A 23,217-nucleotide genomic window follows, 5' to 3' on the forward strand; every position below is an offset into this window, starting at 1 on the left:
TTTAAATCATTGATTAAACTTACGCCTATTCCAAACGTTTGTCAATAGCCCCGTCTTGTCCGGTTACGAGCCGGATGAGATAAGGCTTCAGATCCACCATGCGCAAATATTGCGGCTTGCGCTCCGTCCCGGCGATCAGAAGCGGAACGAGCGATTCCGTCTTGCCGACGGAGCCGTGGCCGCCTCCGCCCTCGTGCGTCGGCGAGCTTTCGTCCGCCAGCTCGTATCCGGGCTTCGCCGTCACGACCAGATAGTCGCCTTCATGCGAATGCAAAGCGGCCGAAAGCTGCCGGAGGACATCGGGATAATACCCGTACTCCAGCGAATGCCGGGAAGCGTCGGTTTTCAAATCCAGAACTTTCGCATCCAGCTCGACGGTCCACGCCTGGCGGTAGCGGTCGACCAACGTTCCCCCGGCTTTATACCGGAGCTGCCTGCCGGTCCCGCCTTGGACGACGCGAATCCACTCCCGTTCTTTCCAGGCGACGAAATCGATCCGCGGCTCGCGACGAAGCGCCTCGGCAATGTCTCCCGACTTGCGGCCGGAGCCCAAATTGTAGACGTACGCCATCGTTTCGTTGACGGCGAGCACGATTTCCGTCTCGGCCGAGACGTCCTCTCCCGTTCGCAGCACGCGGTAATCCCGGAGCAAAGCGGGCAAGTCGATTTCGGAATTTTGTCCGGCCGGCAAAATTTGCGTCATTCCGCTGTCCCCGGCTACGACGATTACCGCCTCTTCCAACGCTTTTTCCGGCGACCCGAACGCTTGCAGCAAAGCCATCAGCTGCCCGTCCAGCTTTTTTACTCCTTCCAGCCCCGGCGGTCCGTCCTTATGCAGCTCCCTGTCCAGCTCGGGCAAATAGACGAACAGAAAATCCGGCAGCCGTCCGGTTCGAATCAAGTGCCTGACCGCGCCAAAAGCGAAATCGTGGCCGAAGCCAAGCTTGTTCGCCACGCCGTCGCCGGGGACGTTCTCCTCGCCTTCGAACGGATTGGACAGCGTTCCCAGCGTCAATAAATCCGGGCCCTTCACGCGAACGGTTTCGGGCAAGGCGGTCGGAACGTTCATCCATTTGGGAATCGAAAGAACATGCTCGGTCCGTCCCCGGTAGATGATGCCGTTGATCGAGCCCGATTTGTATCCCAGGCGCGCCAAGTCTTCATAGATCGTCGGAAGCTTCGGATTCAGGTGGCTGCCGTTCAAGCGAACCAACGCGTCGGCAAGCACCGGGTCGACCCCGAGCTTAAGCACCTCCATTGGACCGGTTCCGTAATTGACGATTTTTCGTTCGGCCGCCGAATACCAGACGAGTCCCGGTACGCGGTGCTCGTCGGGGTATTTGCCCGTCAGCAGCGAGCTGTCGATCGAAACGGACATCGTCGGAAAGGAGCTTACCAAATCCTTGTAATACTGCCCGCGCTCGATCAAAAATCGAAAAGCGGGCAGCTCCCGCTTGCGAACGCCCTCGTCGATCGCCTGCGGCATGAGCGAATCCGTCATCAGGAAGATCACTTTTTTCGTTTTTTCGCCTTTGGCGGATTTTGCCCGCAGCAAGTCCTGGGCGTCGGGGGCTCCCCTTTCGCACCCCGCGATCAGAAGCAGCGCGGCGGCTGCGAGAAGCAGCCGGAATCGTTTGCCGTACATAACAATCCCCTTTCAAGCATTCGAAGCCGTTTTTTAGCGTGAAGAAACGCCTTTTTTCGAAAATATCCCCTTCGCCGCGATCGTCGCCGCAAGCAGCAGCGGAATCCAGATTTGAAAGACAGGAAAATGAAATCGCAGATTATATTCGAAAGCGATCCAGATGTGGAAAATATAACTCGGCGAAGTAAACGTGAGCAGGTAGATGAACCCCCGGTCAGCAGCGTGACGACCCCATGGCGGCTGTTTTTCCATAAAGAAGAGAGTCCGAGCGCGGCTCCCAAATAAAAAGCGGTCATTTTCACGAACAGTCCGACATAAATCAGCAAAATGACCAAGGGGTCGACTCTTTCCAGAAAATCGGCGATTTCGATCAGACGAACGGCGCGCAATAACGGAAAGCTAGAAATGCTTGAAATCGACGGGTCGAGAATCGTCAGGATCAGGATATTGAAAAAGATCAAAAATCCGCCAACGAACAGATAAGACCATACGGAAATTTTCGCCAATCTTTTTTGCTCGTTCAAATGCTTCATAAACATAAGAAAGACGACGATTTCGCCGAACGGAAAACTGATTACTAGCGGATGCTCCTTTTGCCCCAGCCGGCTCCATTCCTTCGGATATTTTTATAAAAGACGTCGCCAATGCCGGCCGCGTCCGGCTTTCGGCCGGACGCAAAAACATATCGAGGATCTGGCCCACTCCTTGATCGCGAGCGACTTGTTCGCTGATGATGAGAGACGTATTGTGGGAGAAAAACAGTTCGCGGGACGTTTCCGAGCTTGACAACTGCATCGCTTCCCTCGGTGTTCTCCCTCTCGTCGAAAAGATGGTGATGGGGGACTGGTTTCCCGCCCCGCCTCCGCCCGTCTGGGTTGCGATCGATTGCGGAATGATGACTTGAAAGGAGACGACCCATCGGTCTTCGCTGCGGTCGATGGCCGTTGCGGCAACGATGCCGATCGAGTTCAGCTCCTTGCTGTCCCAGCATCCGGCCAGAAGGAGCGGAAACGCCAAAATCAACAATCGTAACGGGGACTTTCGGATCATCGTTCTCACCTCTTCCGCAAACCGTTTTCACTTGTCGTTCCGTTCGGGCGGATTCGGCCGAAGACTTTTCTTTTCCCGGACCGGGTTTTGCGGGCTGATCAAGCGGGGCCTCAAGATCATCGCCCACCAGGGCACGCGAACGAACACGTCTTTTTGATCGGTCGGAGCGAACGGAGCCAATGGCAGCATATAGGGAATGCCGAAGGAACGCAGTGCCGTCAGATGGATCAGCATGGCGATCAGGCCGGCCATGATCCCGAACAGGCCGAGCGTCGCGGCCAGCACCATGAAGCTGAAACGGAGCAGCCTCGTCGAATTGGATATGCTGACGGAAGGAGCGACGAAGTTGGAAATGGCCGTAAACGCGACCACGATAACCATCGCCGCCGACACAAGCCCGGCCTGAACGGCGGCTTGTCCGAGCACTAAAGCGCCGACGATGGACACCGCGGAGCCGATGGCGCGGGGCATGCGAACCCCGCTTCGCGGAGCACTTCGAAGGTAAACTCCATCGCGAGCGCTTCGACGAAAGCAGGAAACGGCACGCCTTCCCGTTGCGCGGCAAGGCTGATCAGCAGCGTCGTCGGCAGCATTTCCTGGTGAAACGTAGTGACGGCGATGTAAAAGGACAATCGTTCGCTACGCCGTGCAAATACATCACGGCAACCTCGGTCTGCGAGATGCGTCCGATTTTTCGGTTCACGACCCATAAGTCCGGACTTCGGAATTTGCGTCGGATTAACGCCGTATTCGTCCGCAAATTTTCCGTAAAGCCTTCCTTCGGACCGCGCCCGGGAATTTCCCCCGCCCGAAGCGGAGACGCTGTTGGCGCGTTTGCGTTTTTTTCGTCCGGAAAAAGGCCACATCGCACTGTTCCCCCCGCGCTGTTCGTCCCTTCTCAGGATGGCCCTTTTTTATTCCCCCTAAACTTTCCATCCTTTCGATTGGGATAAGCCGCCCATAAAAAAACACCCTCACCGCGGGGGTGTCGGGTGTTTCGTGCCGATCGTCGGGACCGCTACGCTTCGACGCGAGCTTCGGTTGGATCGCACTCGGGAAAGGGCAGCGCTCCCGTTTGCGCCAGCTTGATCAAATAATAGCATTCCTCCCGCGCCATATGGTCCGGCATCAACGGGCTGATGATGTCGAGCGCTTCCGCCTTCAGTTCCAGCTCCTCCAGCTCGTGCAAAAACTTGCGAAACAGCGCCATTTCGAGATCCACCTGCCTGTGGAATCGTCCCATGGCCGGAAAATCCTGCAGTCGGGTTCGCATGTAGCCCGCCATTTCGACCGCTTTCAAATAAAGCGCCTGGAAATGTTTTTCGAAGTCTTTGCTTTTATGCAGCAAATCCGCTTCTACCCGGTCGAGCCCCATCGCGATCGAGCCCGCGTGGCCGAACGCGTCCTGCAACCACAGCAGGTCATGATGCAGCGGATGATAAACCGGAACCGGCCGTCCGGCCAGCAACGCATCCAAAATACGGACATATTCCTCCAACTCGTTGACCATATGATTAAAAAAAGTAGGGGGCAGCGAAACCGTCACTTCCCCTTTAAGCGATCTCGCGAGCAAATCCAGTTTGAATTCGCGAAGCGCCATCGTCGCTTCATGCGCGGCCGCGTTAAGTCCGCTCAGGTCCGAACCGGGCCCGGCGGAACGCGCCGTCTCCAGCAGCCGGTCGAACTCGGCGATAAAACGCTGGGCTTGCGCGATGTCATTTTGCTCTTTCGGCGACAAGGCGTTGAAAATAAAACGCGAGTGGTCGCCCAATATTTGCAGCCAAAACCTGTGCTCGAAAAGAGCGGCCGCATGATCGTTTCCTTGCAGGGGCAATTGAACATCCTCCTTTTTCCGCAGGCATATACGGGCTACAACAATTTTATGTGCCGGCGCGGGAGGAGATTCTCTTTTTGCCGATTGGACGCTGCGATTTCGTATCCCCTTGTTTCAGCTCGGAGGATCGGACCTTCTCATCCCTCTTCGCCTCCCCTTATCCGTATCCCCTCCGCTCAGCAGCAGCCCTTCATCTTCTATGTGCTGCCCTATCCGTATCCCCTCTTCTCAGAAAGACGAAGGGGCAAAAAAGAACCCCCTTGCCTGAGCAAAGGGATATCCATAAACGGAACGTTGAATCGTGAGCAAATGAAGTTTTCCCGTCCATGCCCGAGAAGTAAAGTTCGGAGAACGGGTGCGGGCTTATAAAAAATACGTCTATAGCGGGAATGCCGCATTTCTGAACGAAGGGGATACCGATAAGGATGGTTTAAAACGAAATATACTCCTCTCCTCCCTCCCCTTGCCCGAAACCTTCGACCGTTTATACGAGGGTAATCTGCTGGCCGCTTTTGACCTCGATTACCGCTTCATCGGCGCGAATCCAAACGCTCTGGGCGGTCGGGTTGTAAACAAACTCCATCCCTGCCGAAAACCGAAGCTGCCGGTACGCTTTGAAATAATCGACGATTTCGATGTTCGTCGCATACCAGATCTCTTCCCGTCCGCCGACAAATTCGCAAAATTGCTCGATGAGCTCCCAGTTGTTATCCTGGTCGAACTCATAACTGTGGCCCCAAACGTACATTAAAATCAAATGCTGCGGCTTGTCGATTCCGACAAACGTTTCGGCATGCTCCATCAATTGCTGTTTATGATGGCACGTAGCTTTCCACTCGAGCCAATCGTCAGGCAGGCTGAAGCTTCCGGTCGTTTGCACGACGCGGGCATATTCGATTCCGAGGTGCGGAAGCATTTCCTTGAGTTGTTCCGAATAAGAACCGTTCGGATAGGACATGCCTCTGACCGTATAGCCGAACAGCCGTTCCAGTTTTTTGCGGTCTTCCATCACTTCGTGCACCATTTGTTCCCTTGGGCATCTCGCAATCGATGGATGCGTTAGCGTATGCGCCGAAACCTCATGGCCTTGATAAAGCGCAACGGCTTCTTCTTCCGTCAGTCTGCGTCTGGCTCCCGCTTGGCCGAACAGACCCGAATTAAGATGGAACGTGCCTTTTATTCCATGACGATTAAAAATGTTTACCAGCCGCTTATCGGCCTCGACAGCATCGTCATAACTCATCGTAAGCGCTTTATACTTTCCGTGCGGGTAACAAAGGTGGACTTTTGCAGACATGATTTCGACCTCTCTTCTACTTTGAAAAAAGCGAGACTAAAGCGTCCCGCTTTTGATTATTCGGACTTCCGGATAATATTTTTGCAGACGGGGAATATTGACTCGGGCTATCGGGCAGAAAACGCCTTCCGCTTCCGCGCCGAAATGAATTTGTTGCAAATCGCTGAAAATGAAATCAATTTTTCGGGCATTGGCCAAAACGCCTCGATCGACCTCTTCGAAGCCGGTGCCGTCAAGAAGTATTCTCCAATCCTGCAACGTCGATTGCAAAGTATATTCCCTACGGTGAATCCCGTAAAAATGAATGCACTTTCCGATAACCCGCAAAAAAAGCAAGTGTTCGAGCGGCAACAAAATGCGAACGCCCCTGTCGTGTTTGCTTTCTTTATAGATTACCGGGATTGAGAATAATTCCATGCCCCCACCTTATTCAGCGTCTTCAACGTCGGGATTACCGTAAAAAAATTTGGAAACTACGAGGAAAATCGCCGAGACAGATAAAAATAACGACAATTTTTTCATGGTTTTTTTCAATAGCATCTTACCCTCCTCCTTTCCGCGTAATTAAAGTTAAGCTTTGAAATAACGTAGAGACTACTGCTATTTGATTCAATGCAACGAAATTAATCGTTACAAGGATCACGGAAATCCATTTGAATGCCGTTTTTTGCTTGACATTTGAAAATTTTTGCCCATGTCCGGTGGGGGCAAGAAGCAAGACGAGAGCTAAGGACACGATATTAAGGGGGATTAACCAGATTTCCTCAATAGCCGGCATCATCGCAATCCCTATGGCGACCGCTGCGGTAAAAATGACGCATGCATCCATTTGCTTAAAATGCCAGCCCCTGAAAAATACCGCAACAAGCCTAAAACGGCCAAAGCTGCGATAGCTTCAGAAAATACGCCTAAAAAAATACCGCCGGCGGCCGTTAGCATAATAATGAAGATCATGCTGATCCAAAGCATAAGAGCAAAACGCAGCGTGCGTTCCGATACGCTCGGATCCGCTCCGTTTCTTTTCATATATCGGGCACCAGTTATCGATATATGCTCAACGATTCCAGTTTTGATCCGCATACTCTTGATCTTTCCTTTGTATCGTGGTTAATAGAATTGTCGAGACGATCAGCAAAACGACCAGCAAGAAAATGAACCATTCGAGATTGGAAAGCGAGTACCACGCGTAGGCGACGCTCATGGAAATCATGGAAAGAAAAGATGCCAGGCTTACAACGATTAATCTCTGACTCATTCGGCTCCAGTGAAACGGACTGTTCCGAGAAGTCGGAATAAACAAAAACCCAATTCTGTTTCTTTGAAAATAACTGCCTAGTACATAACAAACCAACGCGCAAAACACTTGAACCGAATAGATTTCGAAGCTCGTCTTGTCATCGAGAGAGGCTGAAGAAGCCGCTCCCGTCGCTATGGTCAACATGATGACGACTCCTTGAAAAACAGCGTACACAATGCTGAATGAACATAAAATAAAGCTCCAGATCAGAGGCGTATCAAACAGTAACCAAAAACAAAGCGCAAGGCATAACATCTGAATCATCGGAGCAAGCGGTATATCATAATGAATCATCAAGACGTAGGAAAACAGCGAACAGACAATGGAAGTAAATACGATTTGCGGCCAATAATGGGATACGGTGTAACGAAACAAAGCTAAAATAACGACGATTACGCCGATGTACTCGATTACGGAAATAGAGATAAATGCCAACGAAGACACGTTTACCCTCCGAATGACATAATTTTCATCGCCTTTCGTTCAAAATTAGTATAACCCAAATTTTAGTAGGGCGGGAGATGGTATTTTAAAAAAATCAAATCTTTCATATGTGACTAGCGGATCACGCTATTCGACCCGAAACTCGGCGTTCAGCGTTCGTTCGATCGGGGTCCCCATTCCTTCCACCGTTTTGGAGACGCGGTAAATCCCCGGCGCCAGATCCGCGATCCGAATCGATTGTTCCCAGGTCAGCCCGGAGGAAAGCTGAATTCCGATCGCGGGAACTCCCGTGTTTTCTTTCGCCGGCACCCCGGTCCACCCGTCTTCCCCGTCGCGCTCTAGCCGATAATCCAACCCGTAGAACAATGTCGTCCGGCCGCGGTTGACAAGCCTAACGACGATTTCGGCGTCGGCCGGATAAACGGCGCGATCCAACGCAAGATCGGCCGCGACTTCCTGAACGGGGACTTCGACGACGCTTGCAGCGGTATCTTCCACCGTCGAACCATTCAGAATTTCCACCGAAAAATAATAGCGGACATCTGCCTTTTCCGGAAGCTTCACCCTGAAGCCGGTATAGCCGTTCCAGGAGTCGAGATTTTCCAAGCTCTCTTCGACCGTTCGCACGTAAGCGTCGTTCCTGTCCCGCTCCGTCAATTTGTAGCGTATCGTTCGATCGGCCATTTCGCTTGTTTTGCCCGGTTCGACCGCCTGAACCCAGGCTTCCGCCGGCTCCCCCGGCCGCTTGAAGCCAGCCGAGATCGAAACGCCGATACCGCCTCCCGTTATCCACTTGCCGGTCGGCGCTTGAAATTCGCCGTAATCGGGCTCGAAGCTATGCGGCTCCGTTTCTCCCGAAACGACTTCTCCCATCGAAATCGGCGAATGATAGCCGACAACCGGTTCCGCTTCCGGTGCGGCGGCCCGGCCGTTCGAGCAGCCCGACGCCGCGAGCAGCGCGAAAGCCAGCGCCAGGAAAGGCATCGGCGCTGTTGTCCGGAAAAAAGAAAACTTTCGGCTCGACATAAAAAAGGCCTCCTTCCATCATGTTTACACGACGAGAAGAAGACCCTTAAAGTTGCATTTTAGCCGACGATTTGACGCTCCCGTTCGGTTCCGCTTCGCAACTGCTTGCTTCGCAGCTGCCCGCAAGCGGCGTCGATATCCGTCCCGTGCTCGATGCGCACGGTGCAGTTGACGCCCCGTTTTTTCAGCGTGTCGTAAAACGCGCGCACGGACTCCTGCTCGCTGCGCTGGTATTGACTGTGCTCGTCGACCGGATTGTACGGAATGAGATTGACCGTGACCTGCTTGACGCGATGCCCGATCAAATCCGCAAGCTCGGCGGCATGCTCTTTGCGGTCGTTGACGTCGCGAAGCAAAATGTATTCGAGCGTTATTTTCCGGTTCGAGCGCTCCAGGTAATAATCGACCGCCGGCATCAGCTTCTCGAGCGGAATGGCGCGGTTGATTTTCATAATTTTCGTCCGCAGCTCGTCGTTCGGCGCATGCAGGGACAGCGCCAGGTTCACCTGCAAATCGCTGTCCGCGAATTCGACGATTTTGTCCGCAAGTCCGCTGGTCGAAACCGTAATGTGGCGGGGACCGATCGCAAGCCCTTTCGGATGCTTGACGATCCGCACGAAGCCGGACATGTTCGCAAAGTTGTCGAACGGCTCACCGATGCCCATCACGACGACGTGCGTCACCTTTTCCCCCTTGCCCGCCCGGTCCAAAAAGAACTGGACGTTCATCACTTGCTCCACGATTTCTCCGGCGGACAAATCGCGGCTTTTGGCGAGCAGGCCGCTTGCGCAGAAGCTGCAGCCGATATTGCACCCGACCTGGGTCGTGACGCATACCGACAGTCCGAACTTATGCCGCATCAGCACGGTTTCGATCAAGTGACCGTCGGCCAGCCGGAACAAAAACTTGACCGTTCCGTCCGCCGATTGCTGTTTCGTATGCTCATTCATTGACCGCAGGAAAAAATGTTCGTCCAGCAGCCGCGCGCATTCCTCGTTGACGTCCGCCATTTCGGCGAAGGACGCCGCCCGCTCGCGGTAAAGCCCTTCCCAAACCCGGGAAGCGCGGTGCTTCTTGTGTCCCCGTTCCGCCAGCCAGGCCGCAAGCTCGTCATATGTCAATCCGTAAACGGACGTTCTCATGTTCGCTTAACCTCTTTTCCGTTGATGCTCCGCCTTTTATTGTCCCAGATTTTTGAGCTTTAAACAAGTGAAACGCAGGTGAAAGAAATGCTCACATGGTTATTGACACTTGCGGTGCCCGGTGCTAAGATCATTTCAATTCATACATATCTACTAGGATTTATTTCGAGGAGGAATGGTCTTGTACAACAAATCCGTTTTATGGCCGAAGCTGGGACTGGCCGCTTTTCTGTCCGTTGCCGTCGCGCTGCCCGGAACGGCGGCCAGTGCCGCCTCTCCCGCCCCGTGCAGTTCATCGCCGCCAAGGCCGAGCCGCAGGAAAGCCCCGCGGATTACGCCCTGTTTTTGAAGGACAAGCTCGGCATCTCGCTTCCCGAAACCGTTACGAAGGGCAGCTTCGTTTCGGCCGTCGCCGAAGCGCTCGCTCTCGTCCCTTCCGGCGAAGCCGTAGCGTTCGCCGACCTGGACTCGTCCAGCGCATACTATCCGGCCGCGGCCGCGCTGTACGAGAACGGAATCATCTCGTCCGGCTCCGTCCAGGCGGAAAAGGCGCTTAGCGCGGTCGGCGCCGTTCAGCTGGCGCTGAAAGCCGCAGGCCTCAAAGAGCTGGCGTACACGTATCCCGAGTCGAAGGTGAGCAAGGCGCTTGCCAAGCTGAATTTGTCCGTCGGCGTCGTCGGCCTGCAAGGAGGACAAGAACTGGCGGCCGCGGTGGATACCGGATTGCTGCCGGAAGCTTTTTACGGTCAGATCCGGCCGAAAGCCGCCGCTTCCCCTTCGCTGTCCTCCGTGCTCCTCGGCAAAGCGCTGGAAGCGAAAGGGCTGTACAAGCATTACCTCGGCTACGCGAGCGACGACGACATTTACGTCAAGCTGAACGACGCGTACCGCGCTTCCGATATCATCAAGTCGCCCGAATTGCAAGCGGTCGTCGACGAAGCGCTGAAGCAGGACCTCGTCACGGGCTACAACCTGAAGGACAGCCGCTACGACGCCAATTTCGTCGACTCTCTCGCGCTCGTCTACGGCCACTCCGATCTGACGCACGCGATTCAATTGATCGGGCTGTTTCGCAGCGAAGGCATCGAGGCCAAGATCCAGTTCGAGCCGAAAACGTCCGCCTTCATTTATTTGCAGGAATGGGGAGATCCCGGCGTATCCGACCTCTACGAAGTCGTTCAAATCGAAAACGGCAACTACATTCAATACGCCAAAGAATACGACATCGCCTTCGAATTCGAAAACGAAGCCGACAAAGCCCGCTTTAACGACATCGTGCTCGCCTATGCCAAGAAAAACAGCGACGATCAAAGCGGCCTGATCGCAAGCTCCTGGTGGCAGCCTCTGTATTATTCGCTGACGGAGCTTCCCGATTACCCGATCATTACGAACAACAAAATCGAAAACGGCCATTACTACGCGCAATCGTTTTCCCTGAAGGAAGATTCGGCCGACATTTCCGGCGCCTTCAAGCAAATCGATCCGAACGTCCGCGTCATCAACTACGACTTTTGGGTCGACGCCCCGTTTTACCGTTATTTGAACGGAGAGTCTTCCTGATCGGCTTAGACCGGCCGAACCGAACGACAAACCCAAAAAACGCCCTCCGGTCTCGCTCTGGCGAGCCGAGAGGGCGTTTTTTTCGGCTTCATCATTTGACACCGGATCGGACAAACTCTACAATGAAATCATTGTTAGTTCGATAAACGTCAAACATTAGCCGGGGTGAACGAGGATGTCATTGAAGCTCGGAATATTGGATCAGGCGCATATCAGCCAAGGGCGCGACGCTTCGCAAACGCTGCAGGAGACGTCCTTGCTCGCGCAGGAAGGGGAACGGCTCGGCTACAACCGGTTCTGGGTTACGGAACATCACTCGATGAAGGCGCTCGCCTCCTCCAGTCCCGAAGTGCTGATCGCCCACGTCGCCGCGAAAACGGAAACGATCAAAGTCGGTTCCGGCGGCGTCATGCTGTCTCATTACAGCGCCTATAAAGTCGCCGAAAACTTCCGGCTGCTCGAAGCGCTTTATCCCGGCCGCATCGATTTGGGGCTCGGCCGCGCCCCCGGAGGCATGCCGCTTTCCACGCGGGCGCTTCAGGAGGGCAAGCGGATGGATATCGACAACTATCCGACCCAAGTCGAAGATTTGACCGCCTATTTGCACGATGCCTTGCCGAGAGAGCACCGGTTCGCCGGTTTGCTCGCCTCGCCGTCGGTCGAAACGGCGCCCGAGCTGTGGCTGCTCGGCTCCAGCTACGGCAGCGCGCAAATCGCCGCGGAGCAGGGAACGGCCTATGCTTACGCCCAATTTTTCGGCGTTCCGGGCAGCGAAGCGTCGCTGCGGATTTACCGCGATTCGTTCAAGCCGTCCATCCTGAACAAGGAGCCGAAGACGCTCGCGGCCGTGCTCGTCATCTGCGCCGATACGGACGAAGAAGCCGACAAGCTCGCCACCGGCGCCGATCTGTTCTTCCTGTCGCTGGAGCAAGGGAAGCTGTTGTCCGCTTTCCCGTCCCTGGAAGCGTCGACGAACTACCCGTACACCGACTACGACCGCGAACGCATTCGTTCCACCCGCGAAAACCGCATCGTCGGTTCTCCGGAAACGGTTAAAACCAAACTGCTCGCCATGAGCGAGCGGCTCGGCGTCGACGAGTTTCTGATCGTGACGATGACGCACGACTTCGAAGCCCGGCTTCGCTCCTACCGTCTCGTCGCCGAAGCGTTCGGCCTCGCCGCTAAAGCCTGACCCAAGCTGCCGAAGGCTGCTCCGCCGGCAAACGCGCCCGGCGCGGGCAGCCTCGTTTCGTTTTAGAGCCGATGCTCGCGGATCAGCTCCATTTTCCGGTTCCAGACGGCCGGGCTCAAATCCACCGGGTACGGGGCCGGATTCAGCTTGCGCAGCGTCTCCGGCCAAAATAACGCCAGCTGCCGGCGGTGAAATTCGCGAATGGCGGCAAGGTCCGGGAGCTCGTACAGCTGCGTCCCTCGTTCGAAAATGCGCGTAAGCAACGGAATCGCTTCGTAGCGCTCGACGGTTTGCCGCATGTACGGGTGCACCGGATCGAACAGCTCGAGCGGTTTCCCCTCGCGCGCATCCGTTTCCCCGACGAATGCCACATAGTCGGCCATCGCTTTGCCCGTGCGGGGATCGACGATCCGGCAGACGTCCTTCGCTCCGGGCGTCGACACTTTTTCCGGGTTGCCGGAAATTTTGATGACCGGCTCCCACTTCCCGTCCCGCTCCCGCGCGACGAGCTTGTAGACGCAGCCGAGCGACGGCTGGTCGGCCGCGGTTATGAGCCGGGTTCCGATTCCCCAGCTGTCGATGCGAGCCCCCTGCGCCTTCAGCTCGGCGATCAGATGCTCGTCCAGCTCGTTCGAGGCGACGATCTTCACGTCGCCCAGCCCGGCTTCGTCGAGCATCGCGCGGGCGGCTTTGGACAAGTACGCCAGATCTCCGCTGTCCAACCGGATCGCGCGCAGCTTTTTGCCTTCGGCCGCCAGCCGCTCCGCCGTCCGAATCGCGTTCGGGACCCCGCTTTTTAACGTATCGTACGTATCGACAAGCAGCGTCACCTGGTTCGGCAGCGCGGCCGCGAATTTGTCGAACGCCTCCTGCTCGCTCGCATGATGCTGCACCCACGCATGGGCATGCGTCCCCGATGACGGAATGCCGAACATCATCCCGGCACGCATATTGGACGTGGCGTCGAACCCGGCGATGTAAGCCGCTCTCGCCCCCACACCGCCGCGTCCGCCTCCTGCGCCCTCCGGCTGCCGAATTCCATGAGCGCATCCCCGGGAGCGGCCAATCGGATTCGGGCGGCTTTCGTCGCGACCAGCGTTTGATAGCCGATAAAATTGAGCAGGGCCGTTTCCAGCAATTGGGCTTCGAAAACGGGGGCCTCCACCCGAACGAGCGGTTCGTTGGCGAACACGACGGCGCCTTCCTCGGCCGCCCACAAATGGCCGGTAAAGCGAAACGTTCGCAGCAGCTCGAGAAATTCGGGATCGTATCCTTCCTCTTGGCTCGCCAAATATGCGATCTCCTCTTCGTTGAAACGCAGACCGTTTATATAGGAAACGAGCCTTTCCAGCCCGGCGAACACGGCAAACCCGTTGCCGAACGGCAGCTTGCGAAAATACGCTTCGAACGCGACCCGGTCCCGATGGGAGCCGTTGCGCCAGTGCGCGTACATCATATTGATTTGATACTTGTCCGTATGAAGCGTCAAGTTTTCCGGTTTCATAGGCAGCCTCCCGAATTATCGACTTGACATGATACGTTTTGTATCATAAATTAGAATAGAAAACTTGGCGATCCGCCGTCTTAATTTTAAGATGCAAGGAGATCGATGTTCAAATGACCATGGGACACCGCCTGCGGGAGCTAAGGCTGAATCGGAGCCTCTCGCAAGAAGAAGTGGCGCGGCATATCGGCATTACCCGCTCGGCCTACAGTCATTACGAGATCAACAATCGCCAGCCCGTCTATGAAACGCTGATCAAACTAGCCGAATTTTTCGACGTGTCGCTTGACTACATTATTGGCGGAAACCCTTCCTCGCATCCCGAAGACGGGACGCTTTCGGCGGACTCGCAAGAGGTCCTTCGCTTGCTGAAAAAAATGAACCAGGAGCAGCGCAAGCAATCGATCGGCATGCTGACGGACATGGTCAACAAGGAGCGGGTTAACGGCTGAAGCCGGCGCCCGTTGGTTCAGGAATGTTTCCTCTTGAGCGCCAGCGCCCCCGCATAGACGCAGATAAGTCCAAGCAAGTACCCCTCGGCAATATCCGTCGCCTTATGAACGGGAAAAATGAAGCCGGCTCAGGAAGCCCCTCTCTCCGATAATTTCGCAAGCGGCAAATAAATCCGGAAGACGCAGCCCCCGCCCTCCAGGTTCGCCGCCGTGATCCGGCCGTCGTGCATTTCGACGATTTCGCGGGCGATGGAAAGCCCGAGGCCGCTTCCGCCGGAAGAAGAATGACGGGATTTGTCGTTTTTGTAAAACCTTTCGAATATATAAGGCAAATCGTCCGGTTGAATGCCGCTGCCCGTATCCGCGACGCTCAGCACCGCTTCCCGGCGATTGCCGGACAAGCCGAACGACAGCGTAATCGTTCCGCCGGCCGGCGTATGGCGAACGGCGTTATAGATCAAATTCGAAAACACGCGGTCCATCCGGTGCTCGTCGATGAAGACCCGCACATGTTCCTCTTCCGCTCCCGCTTCCAAAACGGCGCGAAACTCGAAGCCCTTGTCCTTCAGGTCCAGCTCGTATTCCTCGGTCAGCCGCTTATGCCAATGCGCAAGCCGGACGGGCCCGTAGGACATGCGCGCCTTCCGCGCTTCGAGCATCGAGAGCTCGAACAAATCGTGAATCAAATTGCTGAGACCTTCCACTTTGGACAGCATCGAGCGGACGATTTTGTCTTTTTGCTTTTCTTCGGTGATGATTCCGTCCCGCAGCGCCTCCAAATACCCTTGAAGCAGCGTGATCGGCGTCCGCAGATCGTGGGAAATGTTGCTGATCAGCCGTCTGCGCGACAGTTCCAGCCGCTCCAAATCCCGGTACGAGCTTTCAAGCTGCTCGGTCCGCTCGGCGATTCGTTCCTCAAGCCGATTGTTCCATTCGCGGAGTTCGAAAGACATCTGCTCCGCCCGCACGTAGGTGCGCGACAACCGAAGCGAAATGCTGAACGAGTTCATCATGATCAGAAACAGCAGTCCGAAGGAAACCAAATCGAGCGAGCGCCAAAAACCGTTGTAAATCAGAATATCGTTCAAAATCGTGGCGAGAAGCCCGGCGACGCCGACCAAAGACAGCCATGCGCCTTCCCGCCGGCGTATGCCCGCCGCGACGAGCGCGGCAATCGTCGCGATCGTGAGCACAATGACGTAGCCTTGATACACCCATATGAAGGAGCTGGACTGCAAAACGGGCAACAGCCATGTACCGATCGTAAGGCCGATGCCGACAACCGACGATGCGGCCCACAATTTTCGGGAAATTTCCTGTTCGTACATTTTTTGATAGTACATGAATCCGAACAGTCCGCTGAGCACGAACGAGGAATATTCCAGTTTCGCGGCAAGCGTCCAGGTCAAGCCGAAACCGGCCTCCAGCAGCATCCCTTGGCCGATGACGCTCATTCTCAAAGCGACGAACAGGCAGAGCAGCGCGAAATAAAGGTTGGCCGTCTCCCTTGCCCGAAGAACGAACAAGCCGAGATGGTACAGCCCTATCATGAGCAGCGAGCCGAACACGATCCACTCCTGGGCGTCCTGTTTAAACTCGAACCGGTGGATTTGCGCCGCCGTGCCCATGACGAGCTCTGAGCGGATTCCGCCCTTCCGGTGATGGAAATTCGCCACTTCCAGCGTCAGTTCGGTTTTTTCGCCCTTGCTGTTGAAATAGATCGACGTCGGGAGCTGATACGGAACGGTCGATTCGGAGCCGGATTCCGGCCGTCCCCGTTCGGCGAACAGCTTGCCGTCGACGAACAGCCGCATCGAAGTCGAAAGGTTCGGCAGCCGGATCGCGACCATGCCCATTTTCGGCGGATGGAGGATCGTCAGCCGGTAAACGCCCTTCCCCCGATCGTCGATTTTCAATCCGTTTTCGAGCGTTACCCCGCCCCATGTTCCCGGCACTTTAATGAACGACGGCTCCGGCTGCTCCCCTCGCGTTAGCCAGGAAAAAGCCCATTCCCCGTTCAACGGCAGCGCTCCGTCCGATTCGAACGACCAGTTTCTCAGGTCGAGAACGCCGTTCTCCGCGAGCGGCTCTCCCTTTCCCGCCCGGTCACCGCAGCCGCCCGCCAGCAGCAAACCGGCGACCATCAGGATAAAAACGGCAAGCTTTGTTGCCGGCATCTGTCGAACGTTCAACCCCTTCATCTTCCCTCTCCCGAATAACAAGAACTTAACTCATGGTAATCGCGCATTGATTCTCCGTCAACGCTTTAAGTATAATAAATTTCGTATCGTTGCCCAGATGGGGGCGAATGGAGGAGAAGCAAGTGAGCGGGACAAGCGCCGAAATCCTTGTCGTCGACGACGAGGTCGAAATAACCGAACTGATTTCGCTGTATTTGGAGCGGGAAGGTTATGCCGTCCATTCGACGGATCGCGGCGATGAAGCCATTCGAATCGCGGAATCGATTTTTCCGGATTTGATCATATTGGACGTTTCCCTCGGGGAACCCGACGGGATCGAAGTTTGCCGAACGCTCAGGGGCGGGCCTTGCGCTCATGTCCCGATTTTGTTTTTAAGCTGCAAAAGCGAAGACGCCGATATCGTGCACGGCTTGTCCGAGGGCGGGGACGACTACATCACCAAGCCGTTCAGCCCGAGCCAGCTCGTCGCCCGCGTGAAAGCCCATATCCGTCGCAGAAGAATGCGCGAGAAACTGCCGGAGCCGACGCCGATGTCGCTCGTTTTCGGGGACCTGGCCATCGACTTGCAGCGGTTGGAAGTCAAGCTCGCCGGGGACGTGATTCCCCTTTCCGTCAAGGAATTCGAGCTGCTTACGGTGCTGGCGCGGCAGCCGGATCGCGTATTTCCGCTGGACGAATTGTACCGGATCGTCTGGCATACCGACAGCATCGGGGACACGAGGACGCTGATGGTCCACATCAGCAACCTCCGCAAAAAAATCGAAGCCGACCCGTCGAATCCGGCATTCATTCAAACGGTGCGGGGCTTCGGCTACCGATTTAACTACAATCGATAAGAAAAGGAAGTCTACGAAAACATGCGGATAACGAAGGATTGGCAGGATTACGAGCTTTTGGACATGGGCGGCGGGGAAAAGCTGGAGCGCTGGGGCGAATTCGTGCTTCGCCGCCCCGACCCCCAGATCATCTGGCCCTTGGAGAAGGAAACGGCCGAGTGGCGCAACGCCGACGGACATTATTTCCGCAACTCCTCCGGCGGCGGGCAATGGCAGTTCCGCAAGACGCTCCCGGAAAAATGGACGATCGGCTACGGCCCGCTGAAGTTCCACATTCGGCCGACCAACTTCAAGCATACCGGCCTGTTTCCGGAGCAGGCGGTCAATTGGAAATGGATCATGGACCGGATCGCTTCGGCGAACCGCCCGATCCGCGTGCTGAATCTGTTCGCTTACACCGGCGGCGCGACCGTAGCCGCGGCAGCGGCCGGCGCGGAAGTGTGCCATGTCGACGCGGCGAAGGGGATGGTTCAGTGGGCCAAGGAGAATGCCCAGCTGTCCGGCCTCGGCGACGCTCCCGTCCGCTACATAACGGACGACGTGTTCAAATTCGTCCAGCGCGAGGAGCGCCGGGGACGGAAGTACGACGCGATCGTTATGGATCCGCCTTCTTACGGGAGGGGCCCGAACGGCGAAATGTGGAAGCTGGAAGACAGCCTGTATCCGTTTCTCCATTCGTGCCGGTCGATTTTGTCGGACAACCCGTTGTTCGTTTTAATCAACTCGTATACGACCGGCATATCCCCTACCGTCCTGCATAACCTTTTGCATATGGCGATCGGCGGCAAATACGGCGGAAAGCTGGACTGCGGCGAAATCGGCCTGCCGGCCACCCGCAGCGGACTAACGCTGCCTTGCGGAATTTACGGCCGCTGGGAAAGCGGCGAATAAAGCGGATCGGCTACGGGAGAGGAGTCCGAACGTTGCGAAATCGCATATTGCAGGTTGCCGCTTTGCTTTTCATGGCGCTGACGCTGGCCGCATGCGCGGGCTTGCGTCCGGCGTCGAATCCGCCGGACGCCCCCGCGGGATCCCCTTCGGCGTCCGCCCGACCGAGCGCATCCCCGACGGCTGCGGGCGCTTCGGCTTCGGCATCGCCGGGCTTCGCGGAAACGGCGCCGTCCGCCCCGTCCCCTTCGGGGACCTTCGGTGGCGAAGACGGCGGAACAACCGGCGAGCCCCCGCCGCCCGAGAAAGCGCCCGCCGCGACGGAAGCGAAGCTCGTGGCCGTCGGGGACGTTATGGTGCACAGTCCCCAGCTGCCGGCCTATTACGACGCTTCGACGGACGCGTACGACTTCACGCCCTGGTTCCGCGAGGTCAAGCCGCTGCTGTCCTCCGGCGATTGGACGATCGCCAACCTGGAGACCCCGCTTGCCGGAGCGGATTTGAACTATTCGGGCTATCCCCGTTTCAACGCGCCCGAGGAGCTTGCGGACGCCCTTGTCGACGCGGGCGTGCAAATCGTGTCCACGGCCAACAACCATACGCTTGACCGGGGCTTTGCCGGCCTGATGCGCACGCTGCAGAACGTTCGGCAGGCGGGGCTTATCCCGGTCGGCACGGCCGAATCCGCCTGGGCGTCCCGGCAACCCGTCATCGTCGAGCGCAATGGCATCCGGCTCGGGTTTCTGTCCTACACGTACGGGACGAACGGCATCCCGATTCCGAAGGATAAGCCTTACGCCGTCAACCTGATCTCGGAGGAGGCGATCGCCGAAGGCATCGATAAGCTCCGAGCCGAAGGGGCGGATGCGATCGCGGTCTCGCTCCACTTCGGCAACGAGTATCAACGGCAGCCGAGCGACGAGCAGCGAAGCATCGCCCGCGCGGCCATCGAGGCCGGGGCCGACATCGTGCTCGGCTCCCATCCGCACGTCGTCCAGCCGTACGAGACGATCGAAGTTCCGGACGCAAGCCGCGCGGACGGCACGCGGCGCGGCCTGATCGTCTATTCGATGGGCAACTTCATCTCGAACCAAACCGGCGACTGGAAAGACGTCGGCGTCATCATGGAAATATCCCTGAAAAAAACGAAAGCCCCGGACGGCACGGCCGTCACGGAGCTGAACGGCGTCATAGCGACGCCGACATGGGTGCTGATTCGCAAAACCGGCAAACAGCAGCTGAAAACGTACACCATCGTTCCCTTGGAGCAAACGCTTGCCGCCAAAAGCACGAAGCGGTGGAGCGCCGCGGAATACGCCCGGATGGAGCAGCTGCTGACGGGAATCCGAAAGCTGCTGCCCGCAGCCGGCGACGAAGCCGGCTAAACGGCGCCCCCGGCTGTCAGAGCGCGATTTTCTCGGCGCCGCGCTCCTCCCTGCCCCGCTTCCGCTCCTCCGCGGAAGCGGCGGCGGCTTCGCCGCCGCTCTCCTTCTCTCCGCCGCGCTCCGCCGCGGCCGCCTGTTCCCTCGTTCCGGCCACTTTTCCGATCAAGTACACGAGCAGCTGGCGATTGTGCGCCGACAGCCGTCCGAGCGAACGGTCGACGATTTCGCTGCGCACTTTGAGCCCCCGCTCCACCTCGTCACGTCCGACCTCGGTCATGCTGACCCATACGATCCGCCGATCCTGCTCGTCGCGAACGCGCCGCACCAGCCCGTTGCGTTCCATCCGGTCCAGCAGCGTCGTCACGGCGGCCGGCGTCGTCTCCAGGTGCGGCAGCAGCTCCGAAGGCTTCATCGGCTCGTGCGCCTGCAGCAGTTCCAGAACCTGCAGCTGTCCCGCCGTGAGGTGCGGGGCCAGCTCCGTCTCCATCTGGTGATGCCAATCTTTCGTGAGCTTCGTCCAGCTTCTCACAAATTCCGCTGCCATCTCCATCTCCTCCCACTCTCCTTTTCCCGAACGTTGCTTCTCTTTATATTATACGGGTTTCTCATGTCGAAAGATAGATTAACGCAATTAATGATTTACGACCTAAATCGCGGGAAACGGTGTCATTGCGACATGTCCCGACATATGCTAGTTATAGAGCTTGCGGAACAATCGGTTATTTTGGACAATCGGAAGGAGGCAAATATATGGGTTCGTCCGAGGAAAAAATACGGATGATCGGGCTGATGGCGAAGGAAGCCGGGCTCGTCGACGACCCCGCTTGGCTGCAGCGGCTGGAGGAGCCGGTGCCCTTGTGGGTCGTATTGGACATTTTGCTGCGTTGGATCGACCGTTCGGAATCGAAAGACGGACCGTACGATTGACGGTCCGTCTTCGCTTGTTCGCTTATGTCGAGTTGGCCGGTTTCGGCCCAAAATCGCGGGGATTAGCCGGTTTGCTCGTTTTGCAGCGGCTTTAGGAAGGCGTCGGCCAGCAAGTCCCCGCGATCGACCGCGAGCATCGACTTGCCGTGCGCCCTCCGGTCGTCCAGCGGCGCATCCTCGGACGAGAACCCGCCGGCCGCTCCCGCTTCCGTAACGGTCACCAATTCGACGGCTTCCTTGACATATACGGAAGCGATCAGCCGGGTGCCGTTCGGCTTCACCCGTTTGCCTTCCTTGAACTCGAACGTCTGAATGCCTTTGCCCCCGCGTCCCTGCTGCGGATAATCGAGCAGGAGCGTGCGTTTCGCATAGCCGTAATCGCTAAGCACGAGTATTTCGCCTTCGTCCCCCGACACCGGGAACCCGGCGACGACGGCGTCTCCATCCTTCAGCGCGATGCCGCGCACGCCTCCGGCCACGCGTCCCTGGACGCTTACGTCGTTTTCCGGGAAGCGGATGCTCATGCCGGCTTCCGTGACGAGCAAAATTTCCTGCGGCGTCTCGCAGCGATAGACGGATACGACTTCGTCCCCGTCGGCGACCTTGCACGCCGCGATGGCGATGCTGCGCGTCGTCGCGTAGTCCGCCAGCAGCGTCCGCTTCACCTGCCCGCGTCTCGTCACGAAGACGAGGGTGGACGGCTCATCGCCCTGCGCCTCCCATTCGCCCTGGCGGACGGGAATCGCGGCGACGATCCGGTCCTCCTTCGTCAGCGGCAGCAGATTGACGATCGCGGTGCCGGTATCTTTCCATTTGAACTCGGTGATCTGATGCACCGGCAGTTGAAAATACTGTCCCTTTTGCGTGAACAGCAGCAGCGAATCGAGCGTATTCAGCTGCAAGCTCCAGCGAATGACGTCGCCTTCCTTCACGCCGGAGCTGCCCAGGTCGCCGCCGGACCGCGTAAACGACAGCAGGCTCGTCCGCTTGACATAGCCTTGGCGGCTGAGCGTGACGAGCACGTCCTCGGCGGGCACCGTCACTTCCAGATTCACCTTCAGCTCTTCCACTTCGCCCTGAATGACGGAACGGCGGTCGAGGCCGTATTTGCCGCGAATTTCGCCCAGCTCGTCCTTGATGACGCCGCGCAGCTTTTTCGGGTTTTCCAAAATCGAGCGCAGCTGCTGGATCCGCTTCATCGTTTCGGCATGCTCTTTTTCCAGCGACGTAATTTCCAGATTGGTCAACCGATACAGCTGCAGCGTCAAAATGGCGTCCGCCTGGCGCTCGGAAAAATCGAACTTGCTTACGAGATTGTTCTGCGCGTCCTGGCGGTTTTTCGAAGCGCGGATCGTCTCGATGACGGCGTCGAGCAGGTTGAGCGCCTTGACGAGCCCTTCCAGGACGTGAGCGCGGTCTTCGGCCCTCTCCAGGTCGAACTGCGTCCGGTGCGTGACGACCTCGACCTGGTGCGCGATATAGGCGTCCAGCATCGCCTTGAGGCCGAGCTGCCGCGGCGCCTTGTTGACGATGGCGACCATATTGAAGCTGTACGCGACCTGAAGGTCGGTTTTTTTGAACAAAAACGCGAGAATGCCGTCCGCGTCGGCGTCTTTTTTCAGCTCGATGACGATGCGCAGGCCGTTGCGGCCGCTTTCGTCCCGCACCTCCGCGATGCCCTCCACCTTTTTCTCCAGACGGAGGTTGTCGATCGCGTTCACGAGCTTCGATTTGACGACCTGGTACGGAATTTCGGTAATGACGATTTGCTGCTTTCCGCCGCGCACGTCCTCGATGGCGGTTTTCGAGCGGATATAGATCCGCCCCTTGCCGGTTTCGTAAGCTTCGCGGATGCCATCCTCGCCCATAATGATGCCGCCGGTCGGGAAATCGGGCCCTTTGACGATTTGCATCAGCTCCGACGTCGCGATTTCCGGACGGTCGAGCACCGCCACGCAGGCGTCGATGATTTCGCGCAGGTTATGCGTCGGAATTTCCGTCGCGAAGCCGGAGGAAATGCCGCTGACGCCGTTCACGAGCAAATTCGGATACCGCGAAGGCAGCACGACCGGCTCCTTCGTCGTATTGTCGAAGTTGTCCTTGAACGGAACCGTCCGCTTTTCGATGTCGCGCAGCAGCTCCAGGGCGATCGGCGACAGCCGGGCTTCCGTGTACCGCATCGCCGCCGCGGGATCGTCGTCCATCGACCCCCAGTTGCCGTGGCCGTCGATGAGCGGGTGGGCCATTTTCCAAGGCTGCGCCATGCGCACCATGCCCTCGTAGATCGAAGAATCGCCGTGCGGGTGGTAGTTGCCCATGACGTCTCCGACCGTTTTGGCGGATTTGCGGTACGGCTTGTCCGGCGTATTGCCCGCGTCGTACATGGCGTACAGGATGCGCCTTTGCACCGGCTTCAAGCCGTCGCGGACGTCCGGAATCGCGCGGTCCTGAATGATATATTTGGAATAACGGCCGAACCGGTCCCCGACGACCTCTTCCAGAAATGCGGGTAAAAACTGTTCCAGCGAGCTCATCGC

The 23,217-nt window shown here is 57.1% G+C and carries 19 protein-coding genes and 4 pseudogenes; 7 read left to right on the forward strand and 16 right to left on the reverse strand.

What is annotated here, in order from left to right:
• Window positions 1-25: 25 nt before the first annotated feature.
• The 12 genes and pseudogenes from JW799_RS22815 to rlmN form a co-directional block, all read right to left on the reverse strand.
• Window positions 26-1,645 (reverse strand): alkaline phosphatase family protein, encoded by a 1,620-nt coding sequence (locus tag JW799_RS22815; RefSeq protein ID WP_205431836.1) that lies wholly within the window; start codon window positions 1,643-1,645, stop codon window positions 26-28.
• The gene (locus JW799_RS30325; protein ID WP_205433079.1) at window positions 1,594-2,184 is read right to left on the reverse strand and encodes a GerAB/ArcD/ProY family transporter; all 591 of its coding nucleotides are present in this window, start codon (window positions 2,182-2,184) and stop codon (window positions 1,594-1,596) included. Before JW799_RS30325 ends, JW799_RS22815 begins: the two co-directional genes overlap by 52 nt.
• 109 nt (window positions 2,185-2,293) lie before the next feature.
• Window positions 2,294-2,695: pseudogene (locus JW799_RS30440) on the reverse strand (Ger(x)C family spore germination protein); the annotation flags it as partial.
• Between the two features lie 27 nt (window positions 2,696-2,722).
• Window positions 2,723-3,288, reverse strand: a pseudogene (locus tag JW799_RS22825) (spore germination protein).
• A complete protein-coding gene (locus JW799_RS30330; protein ID WP_420830654.1) occupies window positions 3,267-3,566 on the reverse strand; it encodes a spore germination protein in 300 nt (99 codons plus the stop codon). The pseudogene JW799_RS22825 and the gene JW799_RS30330 overlap by 22 nt, the downstream one beginning before the upstream one ends.
• 147 nt (window positions 3,567-3,713) lie before the next feature.
• Entirely contained in the window at window positions 3,714-4,529 is an 816-nt protein-coding gene (locus tag JW799_RS22830; RefSeq protein WP_205431837.1) for a DUF2935 domain-containing protein, read from the reverse strand.
• A 484-nt stretch (window positions 4,530-5,013) separates the two neighbouring features.
• Window positions 5,014-5,826 (reverse strand): polysaccharide deacetylase family protein, encoded by an 813-nt coding sequence (locus JW799_RS22835; protein WP_080839756.1) that lies wholly within the window; start codon window positions 5,824-5,826, stop codon window positions 5,014-5,016.
• A 36-nt stretch (window positions 5,827-5,862) separates the two neighbouring features.
• A complete protein-coding gene (locus JW799_RS30335) occupies window positions 5,863-6,243 on the reverse strand; it encodes a LytTR family transcriptional regulator DNA-binding domain-containing protein (protein ID WP_080839758.1) in 381 nt (126 codons plus the stop codon).
• Window positions 6,244-6,367: 124 nt separating this feature from the next.
• A pseudogene (locus JW799_RS30340) lies at window positions 6,368-6,906 on the reverse strand (accessory gene regulator B family protein).
• On the reverse strand, window positions 6,881-7,567 hold the full coding sequence (locus JW799_RS22855; protein WP_080839762.1) for a hypothetical protein: 687 nt from the start codon (window positions 7,565-7,567) through the stop codon (window positions 6,881-6,883). The pseudogene JW799_RS30340 and the gene JW799_RS22855 overlap by 26 nt, the downstream one beginning before the upstream one ends.
• A gap of 126 nt (window positions 7,568-7,693) precedes the next feature.
• A complete protein-coding gene (locus JW799_RS22860) occupies window positions 7,694-8,593 on the reverse strand; it encodes an immunoglobulin-like domain-containing protein (RefSeq protein WP_205431840.1) in 900 nt (299 codons plus the stop codon).
• A gap of 59 nt (window positions 8,594-8,652) precedes the next feature.
• Window positions 8,653-9,735 (reverse strand): dual-specificity RNA methyltransferase RlmN, encoded by a 1,083-nt coding sequence (rlmN, locus tag JW799_RS22865; protein WP_205431841.1) that lies wholly within the window; start codon window positions 9,733-9,735, stop codon window positions 8,653-8,655.
• A 285-nt stretch (window positions 9,736-10,020) separates the two neighbouring features.
• On the opposite strand from rlmN, the gene JW799_RS22870 reads away from it, so the two are divergent.
• Together JW799_RS22870 and JW799_RS22875 are read left to right on the forward strand one after the other, a co-directional pair.
• Window positions 10,021-11,295: a hypothetical protein gene (locus JW799_RS22870; protein WP_338026315.1), complete on the forward strand. Its 1,275-nt coding sequence runs from the start codon at window positions 10,021-10,023 to the stop codon at window positions 11,293-11,295.
• A gap of 175 nt (window positions 11,296-11,470) precedes the next feature.
• Window positions 11,471-12,487: an LLM class flavin-dependent oxidoreductase gene (locus tag JW799_RS22875; protein WP_080839769.1), complete on the forward strand. Its 1,017-nt coding sequence runs from the start codon at window positions 11,471-11,473 to the stop codon at window positions 12,485-12,487.
• Window positions 12,488-12,549: 62 nt separating this feature from the next.
• Here the strand turns inward: JW799_RS22875 and JW799_RS22880 are convergent.
• A pseudogene (locus JW799_RS22880) lies at window positions 12,550-13,991 on the reverse strand (nicotinate phosphoribosyltransferase).
• Window positions 13,992-14,104: 113 nt separating this feature from the next.
• Between JW799_RS22880 and JW799_RS22885 the strand changes: the two are divergent.
• A complete protein-coding gene (locus JW799_RS22885) occupies window positions 14,105-14,443 on the forward strand; it encodes a helix-turn-helix domain-containing protein (RefSeq protein WP_080839773.1) in 339 nt (112 codons plus the stop codon).
• Window positions 14,444-14,571: 128 nt separating this feature from the next.
• On the opposite strand, the gene JW799_RS22890 is transcribed toward JW799_RS22885, so the two are convergent.
• On the reverse strand, window positions 14,572-16,644 hold the full coding sequence (locus tag JW799_RS22890) for a sensor histidine kinase (protein ID WP_205431842.1): 2,073 nt from the start codon (window positions 16,642-16,644) through the stop codon (window positions 14,572-14,574).
• A 122-nt stretch (window positions 16,645-16,766) separates the two neighbouring features.
• Here JW799_RS22890 and JW799_RS22895 point away from each other — a divergent pair, with 122 nt between their 5' ends.
• From JW799_RS22895 to JW799_RS22905, 3 genes are read left to right on the forward strand one after another with little or no spacing between them, the layout of a single operon-like run.
• Entirely contained in the window at window positions 16,767-17,480 is a 714-nt protein-coding gene (locus JW799_RS22895; RefSeq protein ID WP_338026316.1) for a response regulator transcription factor, read from the forward strand.
• 21 nt (window positions 17,481-17,501) lie between these two features.
• On the forward strand, window positions 17,502-18,371 hold the full coding sequence (locus JW799_RS22900; RefSeq protein WP_205431851.1) for a class I SAM-dependent methyltransferase: 870 nt from the start codon (window positions 17,502-17,504) through the stop codon (window positions 18,369-18,371).
• A gap of 32 nt (window positions 18,372-18,403) precedes the next feature.
• Window positions 18,404-19,753, forward strand: coding sequence for a CapA family protein (locus tag JW799_RS22905; protein ID WP_205431853.1), 1,350 nt, complete (start codon window positions 18,404-18,406; stop codon window positions 19,751-19,753).
• A 16-nt stretch (window positions 19,754-19,769) separates the two neighbouring features.
• On the opposite strand, the gene JW799_RS22910 is transcribed toward JW799_RS22905, so the two are convergent.
• Window positions 19,770-20,297, reverse strand: coding sequence for a MarR family winged helix-turn-helix transcriptional regulator (locus tag JW799_RS22910; protein WP_338026317.1), 528 nt, complete (start codon window positions 20,295-20,297; stop codon window positions 19,770-19,772).
• Between the two features lie 206 nt (window positions 20,298-20,503).
• Between JW799_RS22910 and JW799_RS22915 the strand changes: the two genes are divergently transcribed.
• Window positions 20,504-20,680: a hypothetical protein gene (locus JW799_RS22915; RefSeq protein ID WP_176220890.1), complete on the forward strand. Its 177-nt coding sequence runs from the start codon at window positions 20,504-20,506 to the stop codon at window positions 20,678-20,680.
• Between the two features lie 62 nt (window positions 20,681-20,742).
• On the opposite strand, the gene gyrA is transcribed toward JW799_RS22915, so the two are convergent.
• Window positions 20,743-23,214, reverse strand: coding sequence for a DNA gyrase subunit A (gene gyrA, locus JW799_RS22920; protein ID WP_205431855.1), 2,472 nt, complete (start codon window positions 23,212-23,214; stop codon window positions 20,743-20,745).
• Between the last annotated feature and the right edge of the window lie 3 nt (window positions 23,215-23,217).

Source organism: Cohnella algarum (assembly GCF_016937515.1).
In the GTDB taxonomy this organism is placed as follows: Bacteria; Bacillota; Bacilli; order Paenibacillales; family Paenibacillaceae; genus Cohnella; species Cohnella algarum.

Excerpts from the sequence above, each read along its gene's own strand:
- gyrA (WP_205431855.1), bottom strand. The coding sequence starts at position 23,214 with ATGAGCTCGCTGGAACAGTTTTTACCCGCATTTCTGGAAGAGGTCGTC.
- JW799_RS22910 (WP_338026317.1), bottom strand. The coding sequence starts at position 20,297 with ATGGCAGCGGAATTTGTGAGAAGCTGGACGAAGCTCACGAAAGATTGG.
- JW799_RS30335 (WP_080839758.1), bottom strand. The coding sequence starts at position 6,243 with ATGGAATTATTCTCAATCCCGGTAATCTATAAAGAAAGCAAACACGAC.
- JW799_RS22900 (WP_205431851.1), top strand. The coding sequence starts at position 17,502 with ATGCGGATAACGAAGGATTGGCAGGATTACGAGCTTTTGGACATGGGC.
- JW799_RS22875 (WP_080839769.1), top strand. The coding sequence starts at position 11,471 with ATGTCATTGAAGCTCGGAATATTGGATCAGGCGCATATCAGCCAAGGG.
- JW799_RS22890 (WP_205431842.1), bottom strand. The coding sequence starts at position 16,644 with ATGAAGGGGTTGAACGTTCGACAGATGCCGGCAACAAAGCTTGCCGTT.
- JW799_RS22915 (WP_176220890.1), top strand. The coding sequence starts at position 20,504 with ATGGGTTCGTCCGAGGAAAAAATACGGATGATCGGGCTGATGGCGAAG.
- JW799_RS22815 (WP_205431836.1), bottom strand. The coding sequence starts at position 1,645 with ATGTACGGCAAACGATTCCGGCTGCTTCTCGCAGCCGCCGCGCTGCTT.
- JW799_RS30325 (WP_205433079.1), bottom strand. The coding sequence starts at position 2,184 with ATGTTTATGAAGCATTTGAACGAGCAAAAAAGATTGGCGAAAATTTCC.
- JW799_RS22835 (WP_080839756.1), bottom strand. The coding sequence starts at position 5,826 with ATGTCTGCAAAAGTCCACCTTTGTTACCCGCACGGAAAGTATAAAGCG.
- JW799_RS22860 (WP_205431840.1), bottom strand. The coding sequence starts at position 8,593 with ATGTCGAGCCGAAAGTTTTCTTTTTTCCGGACAACAGCGCCGATGCCT.
- JW799_RS22885 (WP_080839773.1), top strand. The coding sequence starts at position 14,105 with ATGACCATGGGACACCGCCTGCGGGAGCTAAGGCTGAATCGGAGCCTC.
- rlmN (WP_205431841.1), bottom strand. The coding sequence starts at position 9,735 with ATGAGAACGTCCGTTTACGGATTGACATATGACGAGCTTGCGGCCTGG.